The following is a 16,346-nucleotide window of genomic DNA, read 5'->3' on the forward strand; positions in this document are numbered from 1 at the left end:
TTTGAAGTGGTTTTTGTGGTAATCCCCATTTTTTAATACGCTTGGGATGAAGTAAGTTTACTGAACAGATGTAACCTCTATGATCAAGAACATATACATATTCTTTCTTTTTCTGATGATGTCCTTTATGGGTTTCTCGCAAACCAATACGGGGCAGTCGGTGATAGAAATTGAAGGTTCTGTACGGGGAAAGGAAAACTATACACCAATTTCCGGGGTCCAGATTTCAACGGACAAAGGAAACCATGCCACCACCAATGGTTTGGGGGAATTCAAGATAAAGGCTGCCATTGGGGATATGTTGATTTTTGAAAGCCCGGAGTTTGAAACGGTACGATACCGAATACGGTCCAATGAGGATGTGGATGTTCTGGTTGAGGATTATGAAGGTGCAACGGCCGAAAAAAAAGAAAAAAGGAACCGTATGAGCTATGGTGCAGCGGCAGACCATAAACAGTTGTTGGATTCCGCCAACTTTTACAAACGCACCGATCTGGAAAAAAGTATTGATTTTATTGCCCGCTCCATAGCACCTTTGGGAAGTCAAGGGAACAAACAAGAATTGTCGGTCTCATTGTCAACTCTTGGGGAAATCTACATGTTCCACAAACAATATGATCTGGCCATTGCCAATTTTAAGGATGCCCTTGCGGCCAGAGAGACCAGTAAGACCAAGTTGTTACTCGGGAAGGCCTATATTTTGAATGGGGAATATGAAAATGCGGAATCCACCCTCACTCCATTATTGGATGTAAAAAGTGTGGTGCCCTATCAGCGAGTGGAACTTTATGAAGCCCTTGGTGATAGCTATAAAGGCCTCTCCAACTTGAAGAAAGCCCAGGAGTTTTATAGGGAAGGGCTTCAAATTGCGGAAAAAAACCAGATATCACCAAAAGTCATCGACCTGAATTCCAAAATGGCCGATGCCTTTGCCAGTCAAGATCGTACCATTGAAGCGGAAGGATTTTATCGGAATTCCTTGAACCTTTCAAAGAAAGTGGCTCCGGAACGATCCATCCAGGAAAGCGAAAAAGTTGCCGATTTCTACAACCAAAAAAGTCGGTATGAAGATGAGATCCAATTGCGCAAAAAAAGCCTGAACGAATTGGAGCAACTGCCCCAACAACCGGCAATGGCATCTTCAGGGTTTGTAATGCCCAATTCGGATACCATTACCTCCCAGCGCATCAATTATAAAATTGCCAATGCCTATATTGCCCAGGATAAGTTGGATGAAGCTATTCCCTATCTGGAACGGAGTATTGTGGAAGCGGATGAGGATGACGATTTGGTGGTGCAAAAGGACGCTACCCGTAAACTGTCGGAAGTCTATAAGTACAAAGGGGATTTCTCTAGAGCCTTGGAGTCGTATCAAGATTATGTGGCTGTCGTGGACAGTCTGTACATCAGAAAAGAACAGGAGATTTCAAGGGCGGCTCGGTTCAATCGGGAGATTGCCAATACCCAGAATCGTATTTCCAGTTTGGAGCAGGAACGGGAACTCAGTCAGAGCAAGTACAGTCTGGCCGTTACCGAACAGCAGCTCTATGAAGAAACCAGTAAACGACAAAAATGGATCATTTATTCCTTGGCTTTTGGGATTTTGCTCATGGCCTTGACCGCATTTTTGTACTATCGGAGCAATAGGCAGCAGAAATTGGCCAACAACCTTTTGGCCTTGAAATCGCTTCGCACCCAAATGAACCCCCATTTTATCTTCAATGCACTGAATTCGGTGAACAATTACATCGCCAAGAGTGATGAGCGTAGCGCCAATCGGTTTTTGAGTGAGTTTTCGGTATTGATGCGCAGTGTGCTCGAAAATTCGGAAGAAGACTTTATTCCATTGTCCAAGGAACTGGAATTGTTGGAACTATATGTGAAATTGGAGCATTCCCGCTTCTTGGATAAGTTCGATTATGAAATAGAGGTCGATAAAAAAGTGGATGTGGAAGCCTTTCAGATTCCGCCCATGTTGTTACAGCCCTATATAGAAAATGCCATCTGGCACGGATTGCGTTACAGGGAAGATAAGGGGTTTCTGAAAATTCTAGTACAACAGCACACCAACGACCTGCTGGAAATCATCATTGAGGATAATGGAATTGGGCGCAAAAAATCTGCGGAGTTGAAGACCAGTAATCAGAAGAAGCAGAAATCCAAGGGAATGGGCAATATCAAAAAACGAATCCATATCCTAAACGATATGTACAAGAACAAGGTAGAGGTTTCCATTACCGACCTCAATGAAGATCAAACCGGCACAAGAGTGTCCCTAAAGCTTAAAAAAGATTGATGGAACTACGCACGATCATAGTGGAAGACGAGGCGAATAGCCGGGAAATCCTTCGGAATTATTTGGTAAAGTATTGCTCTGGCGTCAAGCTGTTGGGTGAGGCCGCCAATATAGAGGAAGGGCTGGCACTCATCAAAAAACATGGGCCCGATTTGGTCTTCTTGGATGTGGAAATGCCCTTTGGCAATGCCTTTGATCTATTGGAGCAAATCCCGGAGCGTACTTTTGAAACCATTTTTGTGACGGCGTATAACCAATATGCCATGGATGCCCTAAATCAGCATGCGGCCTATTATTTAATGAAGCCCATTAATATTGATGAGCTCATCAAAGCGGTGGATTACGTAAGGACGATCAAAGAAAAGGAAATGGCATTGGAAGGCCAGGTCCTTCAGGCCAAATCGATGAAGGCGGAGGGGAAAATCACCTTGCCGCAACAAGATGGATTTCAAGTACTGGAGGTGGGCGATATTTATTTCTGCAAAGCCGATGACAACTATACCGAAATCTATCTGGAGCAGAAAAAAATTGTGGTCAGCAAGACCCTGAAATATTTTGAGGAAGCCCTTCAGGCCTATCCCTTTGCGCGGATACACAAATCCTATTTGGTCAACGTTACCGAAGTGATCAAATACAAAAAGGGAAAAGGAGGAAGTGTGGTGCTGTCCAATGGCAAGGAACTCTCCGTGTCCGCATCCAAAAAGGCGGAACTTTTATCCTATTTTCAATAAAAGGACATAGAAAAGCTCAAGTCTAAGCACGAAACAAAGTAGGCAAATCGTCATTTCGACATGAGTAAAGCGATTGAGAAATCCCAATCAACAGATTTCTCACTACTCCTTCACTGTACGCTTAGGACATAGAGCATTCGAGAAAATTTGTGCAATTCGTGTCGGACCTAGAAAGAGATTCTGGACTATGGGAAGAAATACAAATCCTTTAGTGAAGTACGGAATGTCACATCGAGCGTAGTGGAGATGTTTTTATCCATGAAAAGAACGTAATTTGTATGACTAACACCGAAAAAATGATATTGAAATCCGTTAGGGGAAAAACCCCTCAAATTGGAAAGGACTGTTTTATTGCGGAAAATGCCACCATTGTAGGGGAAGTTACTATGGGAGACCAGTGCAGTATATGGTTCAATGCGGTAGTACGTGGCGATGTACACTTCATTAAAATGGGCGATAAGGTCAATGTGCAAGATGGGGCCGTGATCCATTGCACCTATCAAAAATCCCCGACCACCATAGGCAATAATGTGTCCATTGGGCATAATGCCATAGTGCATGGTTGTACTTTGAAAGACAATGTATTGGTGGGCATGGGCAGTATCATTATGGATGATTGTGTGGTTGGGAGCAACTCCATTATAGCGGCTGGGGCCGTGGTGACCAAGGGAACACATGTGGAGGAAGGAAGCATTTATGCAGGAATGCCGGCCCGGAAGATAAAGGATATCAGTCCTGAACTCCAATCGGGAGAAATTGACCGAATCGCCAATAACTATGTTACGTATTCCAGTTGGTTCAAATAGTTTGTTATTGAAGCTCCCTTGCCATTCAACATTCCAAAATATCCCTATTTTTGTGCCACTCACAATAAAAGAACACTATGAACGCATATATTTTTCCAGGACAGGGCGCACAATTTGTAGGAATGGGGTTGGACCTCTACGAAAACCACTCCACTGCACAAGAACTTTTTGAGAAAGCCAATGGAATTTTAGGTTTTTCCATTACCGATATCATGTTTGAGGGCACTCCCGAGGACCTGAAACAGACCAAGGTGACCCAACCTGCTATTTTCTTGCATTCCGTTATTTTGAGCAAGGTACTTGGAGATAGCTTCAAGCCCGATATGGTGGCAGGGCATTCCTTGGGGGAATTCTCGGCTTTGGTAGCCAATGGAACCCTAACCTTTGAGGACGGATTGAAATTAGTATCGCAAAGAGCCTTGGCCATGCAAAAAGCATGCGAATTAAAGCCTAGCACCATGGCAGCTGTATTGGGATTGGAAGACGGTATTGTGGAGAAAATCTGTGCTGAGGTCGATGGTGTGGTAGTTCCCGCCAACTACAATTGCCCCGGACAATTGGTCATTTCCGGAGAGGTGGATGCCGTCAACATAGCCTGTGAAAAATTAAAGGAAGCAGGAGCAAGAAGAGCATTGTTGTTGCCCGTAGGAGGGGCGTTCCACTCCCCATTGATGGAGCCCGCAAGGGAAGAGTTGGCCGCGGCCATAGAAGCAACGCAGTTTGGCACTCCCAGCTGCCCCATATATCAAAATGTGACGACAACAGCGGTATCCAACGCTGATGAAATCAAGAAAAACCTGATTCTGCAATTGACCGCTCCCGTCAAGTGGACCCAAAGTGTACAGCAAATGGTTGAAGATGGGGCAAAAACCTTCGTGGAAGTAGGTCCGGGCAAGGTTTTACAAGGACTGGTGAAAAAGATAAGTCCAGATGCAGAAACGGCATCCGCAGCGGTGTAAAAACCTGTTTTTTTCAAAGCAGTTGTATTTCAACCAAGAAACATAGATTTAAACCGTAAAGTTGTGGCGTTCTGAGCTTTTTTAGTAATATTGATATTCCCAAAAACCAACCTGAAAAAGTAAAGGAACGAAACTGAAACTCATAGAAAAGCTGATGCTATCTTTCTGTAAAAAGACCTCATTATTTCTTTGTGCTGGCCCAAGCCGGATAAACATCCTGTTCTGGGCTTTTCTGTTTTTTGGTATAGGTGTTGGGTTTGGGCAATCCGACATCAGTATAGACAGTCCGGCCCCTGTTTTGGAGGGCGACGGTCCCGGAGTGAGCACTATCGACTTCACTGTGACCATAGATGCCTCGGACCCCGTGGCGGACATTACGGTTGATTATGAGATAAGCGGCGGTAACGAGGACACGGACACTGGAACCCTTACGTTCTTGGCCAATACGGCCACACTGACCCAGACGGTGAGTGTGACCACGAACGGCGACACGGTGGTGGAATCGGACGAGCCTGTGAGCGTCACGTTGAGCAATGCGAGCGCTAATGCGAACATAAGCACGGCTGTGGGGAACAGTTCCTTTACGGACGACGACATTTCCGACATCAGTATAGACAGTCCCGCTCCCGTTGCGGAGGGTAACGGTCCGGGAGTGAGCACGATCGACTTCACTGTCAGCATCGACCAATCGGACCCTGACAACTCCATTACGGTTGATTATGAGATAAGCGGCGGGAACGAGGACACGGACACTGGCACGCTCACTTTTTTGGCTGGCACCGTGACACTGACCCAGACGGTGAGTGTGACCACGAACGGCGACACGGTGGTGGAATCGGACGAGCCTGTGAGCGTCACGTTGAGCAATGCGAGCGCTAATGCGAACATAAGCACGGCTGTGGGGAACAGTTCCTTTACGGACGACGACATTTCCGACATCAGCATAGACAGTCCCGCTCCCGTTGCGGAGGGTAACGGTCCGGGAGTGAGCACGATCGACTTCACTGTGACCATAGATGCCTCGGACCCCTTGGCGGACATCACGGTTGACTATTTGATAAGCGGCGGGAACGAGGACACGGACACTGGCACGCTCACTTTTTTGGCTGGCACCGTGACACTGACCCAGACGGTGAGTGTGACCACGAACGGCGACACAGTGGTGGAATCGGACGAGCCTGTGAGCGTCACGTTGAGCAATGCGAGCGCTAATGCGAACATAAGCACGGCTGTGGGGAACAGTTCGTTTACGAATGACGACTCCGCTACCCTGACCATAACAAATGAAAGTGTTGCAGAAGATGTTGTTGGAGGTAACCTGGTCTTTACCGTGACTTTGGACAATGTGGTTGCTGGAGGTACCCAAGTGGCCTATAGCTTTACCAATGGTACCGCCGGGGGTACGGACTATGACAATACTCCAAATACATTAACCTTTGTGGGTAATGCCTCGGAGACACAGGATATAATAGTGCCTATAACCGATGATACCATCATTGAATTGGATGAGACCTTTACGGTGAATTTGGGTGTGCCATCCAATGGTGGAGTAGCGGTTTCGGGGTCTCCTGCTACAGGGACCATCACCAACGATGATACGGCAGTGGCCACCATCACGGCAAGTGATGATACTGCCGAAGAACAGGGACTGGACCCTGGAGCTTTTACGGTGAATATTGGAGGGGTGAACAATACAGGCTCACCCATCACAGTGGACTATAATGTGGGAGGTACGGCAACTCCAGGAAGTGACTACGCAACGCTTTCCGGAAGTGTCGATATTATTAATGGACAACAGAACGGGATCATTACGGTTACACCCATAGACGATACAGAAATTGAGGCGGATGAAACAATAGTCGTTACCTTGGTGGCTGGAGCTGGTTATACCGTTGGGGCACCTAATAGCGATACGGTAACTTTGGTGAGTGAAGACAATACCCCACCTGACGGCTATACCTTGACCATCAACCAAGACCCCATCAACATAACCAATGAAACAGCGGTAAGTTTTACCATGACCAACTTACCTGCTTTTTCAACGACCTATGAGTTTTCTTTCAGCAGTAGTGGGGATGGAAACGTGAGTACGGTAACGGGGAGTGGTGCCCTTAGTTTTATGAATCAAACGGTATCTAATATAGACGTAAGCAGTTTGCCGGATGGGGTTGTTACCCTTTCAGTCGTAGTGAGTAATCTTCTGGGTACGGAAGGCCCTCCCACCACGGATACGGCAGTTAAATACACCGCTGTCCCATCAGGATATACAGCGACCATAGATCAAAGTATCATCAATTTTGACAACCAAACGTCCATCAACTTTACCTTTGCAGGAGCCGAAGTTGGGGCAGATTATGACTATACCTTTACCAGTGATGGTGGGGGCACACCGGTAAATGGTTCTGGAACCATTGCTACGCCTACAGATAATATAGCCAACATTGATTTGAGTAGTCTGGCTGATGGCTTGGTGACCCTCAGTGTAACCCTTACCAATGTCAATGGGACCGGGGTGGCTGCCGAGGACACATCGGATAAGGATACTTCGGTATGTAATGCCGGAGGTGGTGCCCCAGTGCTGGATGCAACGGAACCTACCGTATTTTGCGGGGACTTTCTGGTGGATTTGAACGATTATGTGACCAATGTTGCCCCTGTGGGCAGCACCTTGACGTGGAGTACCAACCCAGACCCCAATCAAACTGACGGACATCGAAACAGTATGGTGAGCAGTGCTGCACAGTATTTCGGATTTTTCTATGATGAAGTAAACGCATGTGCCAGTCCAATACTTACCGTTACCCTCACCAATTTTCCCATTCCGGTGATCATTGATCCCACTGGGGATGAACGTTGTGGGGAGGGAACATTGACCTTGACCGCAAGTTCGGACAGTGGCGTGTTAAGCTGGTACGATGTACCCACAGGGGGTACGGCACTGGATACAGGAGGGGTTTTTATTACGCCTTCCATCTCGGAAACCACTTCCTTTTATGTGGAAGCCACAGCCAATGGATGTACCACCGAACGGATAGAAGTGATAGCAACCGTTTTGGATGCCCCTTCCCCAGGTACGGCAACAGATACGGTGGCTTGTAATTCGGAGAGTGAGGATGGGCCCAATAGCATTGATTTGGATGATACCCTGAGTGGTGCGGATGCCGGGACTTGGGCTGTGATTACCGATCCTTCCAACGGCAGCGTTGCCATTGGGGCAGGAAATGTTGTGGACTTTGCCAATTTGGCCATTGGGGATTATGTGTTTGAATATACCACCACTGGTCCGGCTGGACCCTGCGAAAATAGTTCCGTCCAGGTGACCGTTACCGTGGAGGATTGTTTTGCCAATGCGGATATAGATTTGGTGTTGACCAAGGAAGTGGACAATGTGGGTCCGTTATTGGATGATATCATCACTTTCACCATTACGTTGGAGAATACCACCATGGATAGGGTTTTGGATATTGTGGTGACCGATCTGTTGGATGAAGCTTTTGAGTATGTAGGGGATGATGCAACTTTGGGAACCTACGACCCTAATACAGGGGAATGGACTATACCAGATTTAGCGTCCGATGTAGCAACCGCAACATTGGAAATCACGGTTAGGGTAACTGAACTGGGAACTTTTTCAAATACAGCAGTGCTGACCTCTTCGCTACCTGTGGATGACGTGACCAACAATAACACGGCAACGGTATCGGTAACAGTGGGAAGGGACCAATGTACAGACCCAGGAACCCTTTGCACCATATTTTCGCCCAATAATGATGGGGTCAACGATAGATTGAAGTTTGTGGATCCCAATGGTGATTACACCAATAACCGATTGGAAATATTCGACCGCTACGGGAACAGTGTGTTCGCTATGGATGGATATGATAGTTCGTGGGATGGAACAGGTAAAAATGGAGCTGTGCCCAAAGGGACCTATTTCTATATATTGGATCTCCATGGAGATGGGGCCGAGGTTGTTAAAGGGTGGATACAGATCATAAGATAAAGACAAAGATGCCAGATACGATTGGTTTACGGACATTTACGGCAATATTCTGCATGGTTTTGATGGGGATGGGCCATATGCAGGCTCAAAAAGAACCACAATACACCCAGTACATGTACAATATTGGCAGTTTTAACCCTGCGTATGTAGGTACGGTGGAAAGTCCCGAGGTAATTGGTTTGTACAGGGCCCAATGGGTTGATATTCCCGGAGCCCCTACTACTATCCGGTTTGGGGTAAATGTGCCGTTGTCCAATGAAAAAATGGGTTTGGGGCTTAATGTGGTGAACGATGAACTGGGTCCCTCCAATCAAACCTATATAGAGGCTTCTTATTCTTACCAGATCAATCTATCCGATGACACCAAATTGTCTTTTGGGATCAATGCGGGAGGTTCCATGTTGGATATCGATTATTCAAAAGGTTCGTTCCAAAATGGATCGGATCCTTCCATTTTGGGGGAGAACTACAATAGCTTTTATCCGACCGTAGGGGCCGGACTTTTTATGTATCATGAAGAAGATTGGTATTTGGGGCTATCGGCACCCAATTTCCTCACCAGTGGTTTGTACAATGATGAGGTGGCTACCCTAGTGGAAGATAATATGCAGTTCAATGCCATTGGCGGATACGTTTTTCAATTGGCGGAGAGGACCAAATTTAAACCGGCTTTTTTGGTAAATTACTTAAAAGGCTCTCCTGTGAATGTTAACCTTTCGGCCAATTTTCAATTTATAGATGCCCTTACCATTGGTGCCTCATACCGATTTGACAATGCTGTGAGTGGTCTGGCCGGATTTCAGATTTCCAACGCCATGTTCATAGGGTATTCTTACGATTACAACACTAATGGATTGAGTGAATACAGTGGAGGGTCCCATGAGGCCATTCTTAAGTTTTACATAGGCAGGGGTGGTTTTGGTTCTGGCGGCTCCAAGTCAAAAAAAGGAAAAGTAAAGGACTCAAAAAACAAAGGTAAGCAGATAGATTCCCCTAGATTTTTCTAATATGGACCGATTAAATAAAACACTTCCGCTACTAGTCGTCTTTTTTTTAGGGATGGCTTTCTGCTTTGCCCAAAAAAAGAAGTCCAGAGGGGATGACCTCTTTTTTCAATACGAATATCAAAAGGCCGTATATGCCTATGAGGCAGAAAAAGCGGCCGGAACCCTCACGGAACAGCAGTTTTTGAATTTGGCGGACTCCTATTTCCAGACCAATAAATTTGAAAAGGCGGCCGATGCCTATTTGGAACTCTTCAAAAAGGATACCTTGATGAGTGGGCACCATCTGAATAAAATGCTCCAAAGTCTATCCGAAACAGCGGATAAGGAAAGAAACACCGCATTTTTGGCTACCATGTCGTCCCGTTTTCAAAAAGAGCTTTGGGAAAACATGGAGTTCAATGAGCAATTATTGGAAAACGACTCCGCTGGTCCAGAATTGAATTATCAGATATTCAATTTGATGGGGAATAGTCCGCAAACCGATTTTGCTCCTACCTTTTACAAAGATCAATTACTGTTTTCCAGTGGGCGGACCCTGAACAAGCGTAACACCTATGCGCCGGGAAATGAAGGGTATTTCAATATCTACCAGTCTAAATTGGGGTCGGATGGTCAGATTTCCGCTGTGCAGCCCTTTTCTGGGGTGCCAAGCTCCAATTATCATAAAGCTACCCCATTTTATTCGGAAAAGCTCAATAGCATTTTATACGTACTCTCCAATACCCAAGAAGGGGAACTCAGCTTTGATAAAAATGGGAAAAATGCCTTGGCTATTGGCAAGCAGGCCATAGGAGGGACTTTTCAGTTATTGTTGAAGGATTTAAGTACTTCGTTTTACTATCCGTTTTATGATGCGGATAGCGGTAAGCTCTATTTTTCGGCTAATTTTGATAACGGATACGGAGGTACCGACCTTTATTTTGTATACACGAACAATGGGCAGATCATGTCTGCACCCATTAATTTGGGTCCCAGGATCAACTCTCCAGGGAATGAGATAGCTCCCTTTGTCTTTGAGGATAGCTTTTACTTTGCCTCGGATGTGTTTTATGGTCTGGGTGGAATGGATATTTACAAATCCAACGTGGAGGAAGATGGTTTTGGTATTCCCATTAATCTGGGGAGTGGTATAAATTCTCCAAAGGATGATTTTGGACTTATCATGCGAAATGATGGGGATGGATTGTTGGGCTATTTCGCTTCAAATAGGGCAGGAGGAAAGGGTAAGGATGATTTGTACGGTTTTAAAGTCGATGAGAAACCGGGCTTAAAGACCCTGACCTTCAAAGGGGAAGTGGTGAAATCATACAATCCTTCAAGTACAGTGGAAAAGGTTGCGGTAAGGGTATTGGATAAGGAGGGCAAGTTGCTTGCTGAAACGTACTCGGATGAAGATGGAAGCTATAGATTGGAGGTTCCTTGGCAAGATGAGGTGGTATTGGAGTCCTCAAAAGAGCGCTATTCCAAATTTTCCAAGCGTTTCACGGAAGATGATCTAGCGAGTCTGGAGAATGCATCATTCCCCATTGAGGTGGCGTTTTATGATGATTTGGTAGAAGATAGGGAAGGTCAGAAAGTGGTAAAACTGAATAAATTCTATTTTAACAAAGGGGAAACACAATTAACACCGGGAATAACACCGGAGTTGGACAAGGTTGTGGATTTTGTTGAAAAATTCCCGGCAGTCCAGTTGCGTATAGAGACGTACACCGATAGTAGGGGAGGGAGTACTACCAATTTTAGGCTGACCCAAGCGCGCTCGGATGCCATCAAAAAATATTTGGTGGAGCATGGAGTGCCCGCTACCAATATTTTGTATTCCATTGGATATGGCGAGGATAAAATCCTGAACAATTGTACCAACGGGGTGTTCTGTTTGGAGATGCTGCATCAGCAGAACCAACGATCATTGATAGTGGTACTCAACGATAATGTGCTCTACGAGTAGTTTACATCAATAGCATCCAGCAATAATAAAGTGCAAAAAGGGATAGAAAGACTATGCCCGAATAAGTGAGTGCCTGTAGCCCTATTTTAGGCTTATAAGGTTCTGGAATGTCCTTGCCCATAACAGTTTTTAGGTTCATCCATCCCAGTAAAGGAGCTAGCACAAAGGATACAAAAGTGGCCAAGGCCACTAAATGACCCATATTGGCGCCAAAAAGTGTGATTACCACCCAATTGACCAATGCCATGCAAAGGACCATAACGGCAAAGGCATTTTTACTTTTTAGAGATCCCTTTTTGGGGAACAGTTTTTCAAGTACATCAAGGCTCACGCGTGAAATGGCATCGTGGGCGGTCATGCATGTGCTGAACATTGTGGCAAATGCGGCCACGGCAATAAAGAGATAGGCCCAATTACCAATGTGTGTCGTGAACAAGCTTACCACTTGATCGGCAAAGACCACGGCGCTTCCACTAAGTTCGGTTCCCGTGCCGTAGAGTGTCATCCAGCCAATGATCAAAAAGAAAACGGCCAATAGGGCAGTTAAAAAATAGCCTACATTGAACTCTTGGAGCGCTAGTTTCAATGTTGGCTTTTCTTTCATGGTCTTGAGGTTTTCCATTCCCCAAAGGCTTACCCAGCCGGAGGCCTCCACGGCAGTGGGCATCCATCCCATCAATCCGATTAAGAAAAGAACACCGGCCTCATTGAATATTTCGGGGCGCAGGTAGGATTGGGATTCGGGTACGGGACCCTTGTCCAGAACCAGTGCTGTGGTGACCAATAAGGCGACAAACAAAATTGAAATGACTGCCTTAAGCGAATTTTCCAAAAAACGATACTTCCCAACAATCAATAAAAGGCTTATAAATACAAAAAGGCATAGTGAGATGGTTCCTGCGCCCAGACTGGTAATGGCAAAAAGGTTCATGAACAGCCCAGCGGTCACCACATACAATGCAGCCAATACCGTGAAAGTGGAAATAAGGGTCACAAAGGCATAGACCCACAGATATGTTTTTCCCAAATTTAAATACCCTTCCACTAAACTTTTTTCGGTGACCGTGGTATACCGAATGCCAAATTCAAAAAAAGGATACTTTAAGATATTGGCTAAAAGGATGGGGATGACCATGATCCATCCATATTGGGCGCCGGCCTTAGTGGAAAGCACCAAATGGGAGGTTCCTATGGCCATGCTGGCAAACAATAGTCCCGGTCCCAAGGCCTTGAGTAACGATTTTGGTTTTGTCATGTAATGGTAATGTGCATTGGTCTAATGTACTACAATTTAACATTTCGGGAAAGAATCTATAAATGTCTCATGTAGAGTTTTTTATGTGTGTCGGTTCAAATGGGGAATGTTAAAAACTTGATGCCGACTTGAAATTATTTGGCAATGGCGCTATGCTGTAGTATCTTTGCAGGACCTTAAAGCAAGAGGTAAGGGAATTTTTCCAAGGTATTTTCCCTAAAAACGCCAATAGTGACAGTCTGGCGTTCAAAAACAACACACAACATATTTTTCTTAGTGTGCCACAGCACACGGTAAATGTTAAAAGGATGGATTATGGCCCAAAATTTGGGTTTTGATCACCTTCCCTCTAAATTTTAACACATCTACCTATTGTGTTAAAGTATTACATCTACTGTAGTAAAAATCAACATTTTACGGTAAATATTTTATTTCAAAATAAATCGAATAATATTACATTTTTTTGGAATATTGACCAATTATGCGGATTTTTGCAGACTAATTCAAAAAAATCATTAAATGAAAACCAAGTTGATGTGGATTGCAGCGCCATTCCTGGTGCTGTGTATGTCTTTTTCTTTTGGGCAAGAGAAAACAGTTACAGGAAATGTAACTGACCAAAACGATCTGCCCCTTCCAGGTGTTTCCATTGTAGTGGTCGGTACCACTAATGGAACACAGACAGATTTTGATGGCAACTATGTCATCGCTGCCAGTGAGGGACAGGTGTTGAGGTTTAGCTATCTTGGCCAAAAAAGTGTTCAAAGAACTATTGGGGCGTCCAGTACCATTAATGTACAAATGGAGGATGATGCCCAAGCTTTGGCAGAAGTTATTGTAACGGGTCAAGGTTCCGGGATAGCCAAAAGAAAGCTATCTACTACCGTGGACGTGTTGGATTCTGAGGATATCGATAGACTTCCTTCCAACCAGATTGACCAAATGTTGCAGGCAACTGCTCCCAGTGCCCAGATCCGTATGAGTTCTGGTCAGCCGGGTACGGCCTCTATCATTAGGACAAGAGGACCTATTTCGGCGGCTAGCTCGTCTACTCCCGTTGTTATTGTTGACGGTGTGCGTGTGGATAATTTGAACTCCAACCCAAGTCTTGGACTTGATACAGGGGGAGCCAACGTTTCTGCACTTGCCGATATCCCAGTGGAGTCCATTGAAAGGATCGAGTACATTAAAGGTGGTGCCGCTACTACGCTGTATGGAGCGGATGCTGCAAACGGTGTAATCCAGATCATTACTAAAAAGGGTAAGGCTGGAAGATCTACTGCCTTTTTTGAAAGCCGTTTGGGTGTGATCAAGGGAACCGAAGATTTTTTAAAGTATGATAGGACCGCTGAAGCTCTTTTTGCTCCTGGATTCTCACAAGAATACCGCGTAGGGTTCAGTGGAGGTTCAGAGAAATTCTCGTACAACTTCGGAGGAAGTCTTTACAAGGATGACGGTTTCAACAAGCTTAATGAGCAGGTAAGAAGAACCTTTACTTTTGGTTATACGGCCAACGTAACGGACAACTTCAAGTACCAAGGTTCATTCTCTTATGTGAGCTTTGATTCCAATTTGGATTACAATGCCAACACGAGCTTCTCACGTTTCGGTAACTTTGAAGGAGGTTCCTTTGGGGACTTGGATGCAATGACCGATGCAGAATGGGCGGCAGTACTTGCCAATTCCGATGAGGTAGGCTCCCTTGTGGACATTACCAGTAGGACCAGCAGGTTTACGGGATCCAATAAATTCACCTACGACATTAGCAGCTCTATTCAGGCCAATGCAACAGTAGGTATTGATTACAGGACCACAACTCAGGAGAACTTGCAATCCAATGCCTTTCAAGTGGCCATTGGCGTGGTTGCTCCTGGAACAACTGACCAAGCTGAATTGGCCAGGGTGATCCGAAACAATTTTGTGGTTACCGGTGATTTGAACTTGACCCATAGGGCCGAAACGGATAACTTTTCTTTCGTGACCATCTTGGGTGGACAGTTTTTCAGGACTACGGATAGACAAAACCGATTGGATGGATCGGGAGGTGTTGATGGAACAAGAAAGATTGACTTCTTCCCAACCCAATCCGCTTCGGATTATGTATTGGAGAATGCCAACTACGGATTGTATTTCTTGGAAAACCTTGGTATATATGATGTAGCTTTCTTGGAATTTGGTGGAAGATTGGATAAAAACACCTCTGCTGGTGCCAACACCAAACCTTTGTTGTTGCCTAAAGTAGGTTTAACCTATAACGTGTCTGACCATGACTTTTACAGGGACAGTGGTATCAGTGATATTATATCCACTGTGAAGTTGAGAGGAAACTATGGTGAGGCTACAAACTTTGCCCGTCCTTTTTCTCAGGATAAAACCTTTGAGTTAAGCCCGTACTTGGGTGTTCCTGCATTTTCTTTTGCAAACCCAGGGAACGATGACTTGATTTCTGAAACCGTTAAAACCACAGAATTTGGGGTTGAGCTTGGATTCTTTGGCAATCGCTTGAACTTTAGCGGAACGCGTTATAAATCAATCACCGAAGATGCACTGTTTACTCCTGTAAAGCCACCATCTGAAGGATCTCAGAACCAAATTGCCAACATTGGTGAAGTGGAAAACAAAGGTTGGGAATTTGAAATGAGGGCATTCGTGCTTCAAACTCCAGAACATCAATTGGACTTGACCGTGTCTTACAACACCAACGAAAACAATGTTGTGGATACCGGTGGTGCAGCACCATTCGTAGTTGGTGGATTCAACGTTTTGGGATCTGTTGTTGCTGAAGGGGAAAGCCTTGGTTTCCTTAGGGGTACCGCTGCCATTCGTCAGGATGATGGTTCCTACAGTTTTGAGACCAACAGTGCTTTGGGTAAAACATTTGCTCCTAAATTTGGTACCATCAACTTGAACTATTCTTGGAAGGATAAGGTCAATTTCTTTGTCTCCGGTGACTATCAATACGGAGGTAAGATCACGGATTTGAGCTTCTTGCTAAGACATTTGGGTGGAGTTGATAATACAGGTATCCCAGAGGATTTGGTGGGAACTACCAGTCCTTTCAACTATGTAAACTACTTTGTTTTTGATAACGATTTCTTCAAGATCAGAAACATTGGTGCTTCCTATAATTTTGGGGATGTTCTTAAGCCTTTCTCAAGCGTTAAGTTTGGTGTTACTGTGACAAATCCATTTAACTGGACCGCTGGGGACTTTGACCCAGAAGCAACAGGTTCAGGTATTACAGCACAGAATGGGTTCGCTAGTGGTGGATTTGCGTATGGAACCGAATCTGCCCCAAGGATTTTCATGAGCTCCCTAAGATTTCAGTTTTAATCGAATAA

9 protein-coding genes are annotated in these 16,346 nt (G+C 45.1%); 8 read left to right on the top strand and 1 reads right to left on the bottom strand.

Annotated elements, in window-relative coordinates; translation table 11 throughout:
- Nucleotides 1-79: 79 nt before the first annotated feature.
- The 7 genes from ACPD8L_RS15070 to ACPD8L_RS15100 all read left to right on the top strand — a co-directional run bounded on the left by ACPD8L_RS15070 (nt 80) and on the right by ACPD8L_RS15100 (nt 11,750).
- Entirely contained in the window at nt 80-2,296 is a 2,217-nt protein-coding gene (locus ACPD8L_RS15070) for a tetratricopeptide repeat-containing sensor histidine kinase (protein WP_423944254.1), read from the top strand.
- A complete protein-coding gene (locus tag ACPD8L_RS15075) occupies nt 2,296-3,027 on the top strand; it encodes a LytR/AlgR family response regulator transcription factor (RefSeq protein ID WP_116217254.1) in 732 nt (243 codons plus the stop codon). Before ACPD8L_RS15070 ends, ACPD8L_RS15075 begins: the two co-directional genes overlap by 1 nt.
- Nucleotides 3,028-3,323: 296 nt before the next feature.
- Nucleotides 3,324-3,833 carry a gamma carbonic anhydrase family protein gene (locus ACPD8L_RS15080; protein ID WP_116217665.1) on the top strand — a complete coding sequence of 170 codons (510 nt, stop codon included), beginning with the start codon at nt 3,324-3,326 and terminating at the stop codon, nt 3,831-3,833.
- Between the two features lie 77 nt (nt 3,834-3,910).
- The gene (gene fabD, locus ACPD8L_RS15085) at nt 3,911-4,792 is read left to right on the top strand and encodes an ACP S-malonyltransferase (protein WP_421810858.1); all 882 of its coding nucleotides are present in this window, start codon (nt 3,911-3,913) and stop codon (nt 4,790-4,792) included.
- Between the two features lie 154 nt (nt 4,793-4,946).
- A complete protein-coding gene (locus ACPD8L_RS15090) occupies nt 4,947-8,795 on the top strand; it encodes a Calx-beta domain-containing protein (protein WP_423944258.1) in 3,849 nt (1,282 codons plus the stop codon).
- A gap of 8 nt (nt 8,796-8,803) precedes the next feature.
- A complete protein-coding gene (locus ACPD8L_RS15095; RefSeq protein WP_116217257.1) occupies nt 8,804-9,802 on the top strand; it encodes a PorP/SprF family type IX secretion system membrane protein in 999 nt (332 codons plus the stop codon).
- Nucleotide 9,803: 1 nt separating this feature from the next.
- Complete coding sequence (locus tag ACPD8L_RS15100) at nt 9,804-11,750, top strand: OmpA family protein (RefSeq protein WP_423944262.1); 1,947 nt, start codon at nt 9,804-9,806, stop codon at nt 11,748-11,750.
- A 1-nt stretch (nt 11,751) separates the two neighbouring features.
- Here the strand turns inward: ACPD8L_RS15100 and ACPD8L_RS15105 are convergent, their stop codons facing one another.
- Entirely contained in the window at nt 11,752-13,005 is a 1,254-nt protein-coding gene (locus tag ACPD8L_RS15105) for an NRAMP family divalent metal transporter (RefSeq protein WP_423944265.1), read from the bottom strand.
- A 519-nt stretch (nt 13,006-13,524) separates the two neighbouring features.
- Between ACPD8L_RS15105 and ACPD8L_RS15110 the strand changes: the two genes are divergently transcribed.
- Complete coding sequence (locus tag ACPD8L_RS15110; protein ID WP_293303062.1) at nt 13,525-16,338, top strand: TonB-dependent receptor plug domain-containing protein; 2,814 nt, start codon at nt 13,525-13,527, stop codon at nt 16,336-16,338.
- Nucleotides 16,339-16,346 lie beyond the last annotated feature (8 nt).

It is taken from the genome of Flagellimonas algicida (assembly GCF_049629585.1).
GTDB lineage: Bacteria > Bacteroidota > Bacteroidia > Flavobacteriales > Flavobacteriaceae > Flagellimonas.

Excerpts from the sequence above, each read along its gene's own strand:
- ACPD8L_RS15110 (WP_293303062.1), top strand. The coding sequence starts at position 13,525 with ATGAAAACCAAGTTGATGTGGATTGCAGCGCCATTCCTGGTGCTGTGT.
- ACPD8L_RS15070 (WP_423944254.1), top strand. The coding sequence starts at position 80 with ATGATCAAGAACATATACATATTCTTTCTTTTTCTGATGATGTCCTTT.
- ACPD8L_RS15090 (WP_423944258.1), top strand. The coding sequence starts at position 4,947 with ATGCTATCTTTCTGTAAAAAGACCTCATTATTTCTTTGTGCTGGCCCA.
- ACPD8L_RS15080 (WP_116217665.1), top strand. The coding sequence starts at position 3,324 with ATGATATTGAAATCCGTTAGGGGAAAAACCCCTCAAATTGGAAAGGAC.
- ACPD8L_RS15095 (WP_116217257.1), top strand. The coding sequence starts at position 8,804 with ATGCCAGATACGATTGGTTTACGGACATTTACGGCAATATTCTGCATG.
- ACPD8L_RS15105 (WP_423944265.1), bottom strand. The coding sequence starts at position 13,005 with ATGACAAAACCAAAATCGTTACTCAAGGCCTTGGGACCGGGACTATTG.
- fabD (WP_421810858.1), top strand. The coding sequence starts at position 3,911 with ATGAACGCATATATTTTTCCAGGACAGGGCGCACAATTTGTAGGAATG.
- ACPD8L_RS15100 (WP_423944262.1), top strand. The coding sequence starts at position 9,804 with ATGGACCGATTAAATAAAACACTTCCGCTACTAGTCGTCTTTTTTTTA.
- ACPD8L_RS15075 (WP_116217254.1), top strand. The coding sequence starts at position 2,296 with ATGGAACTACGCACGATCATAGTGGAAGACGAGGCGAATAGCCGGGAA.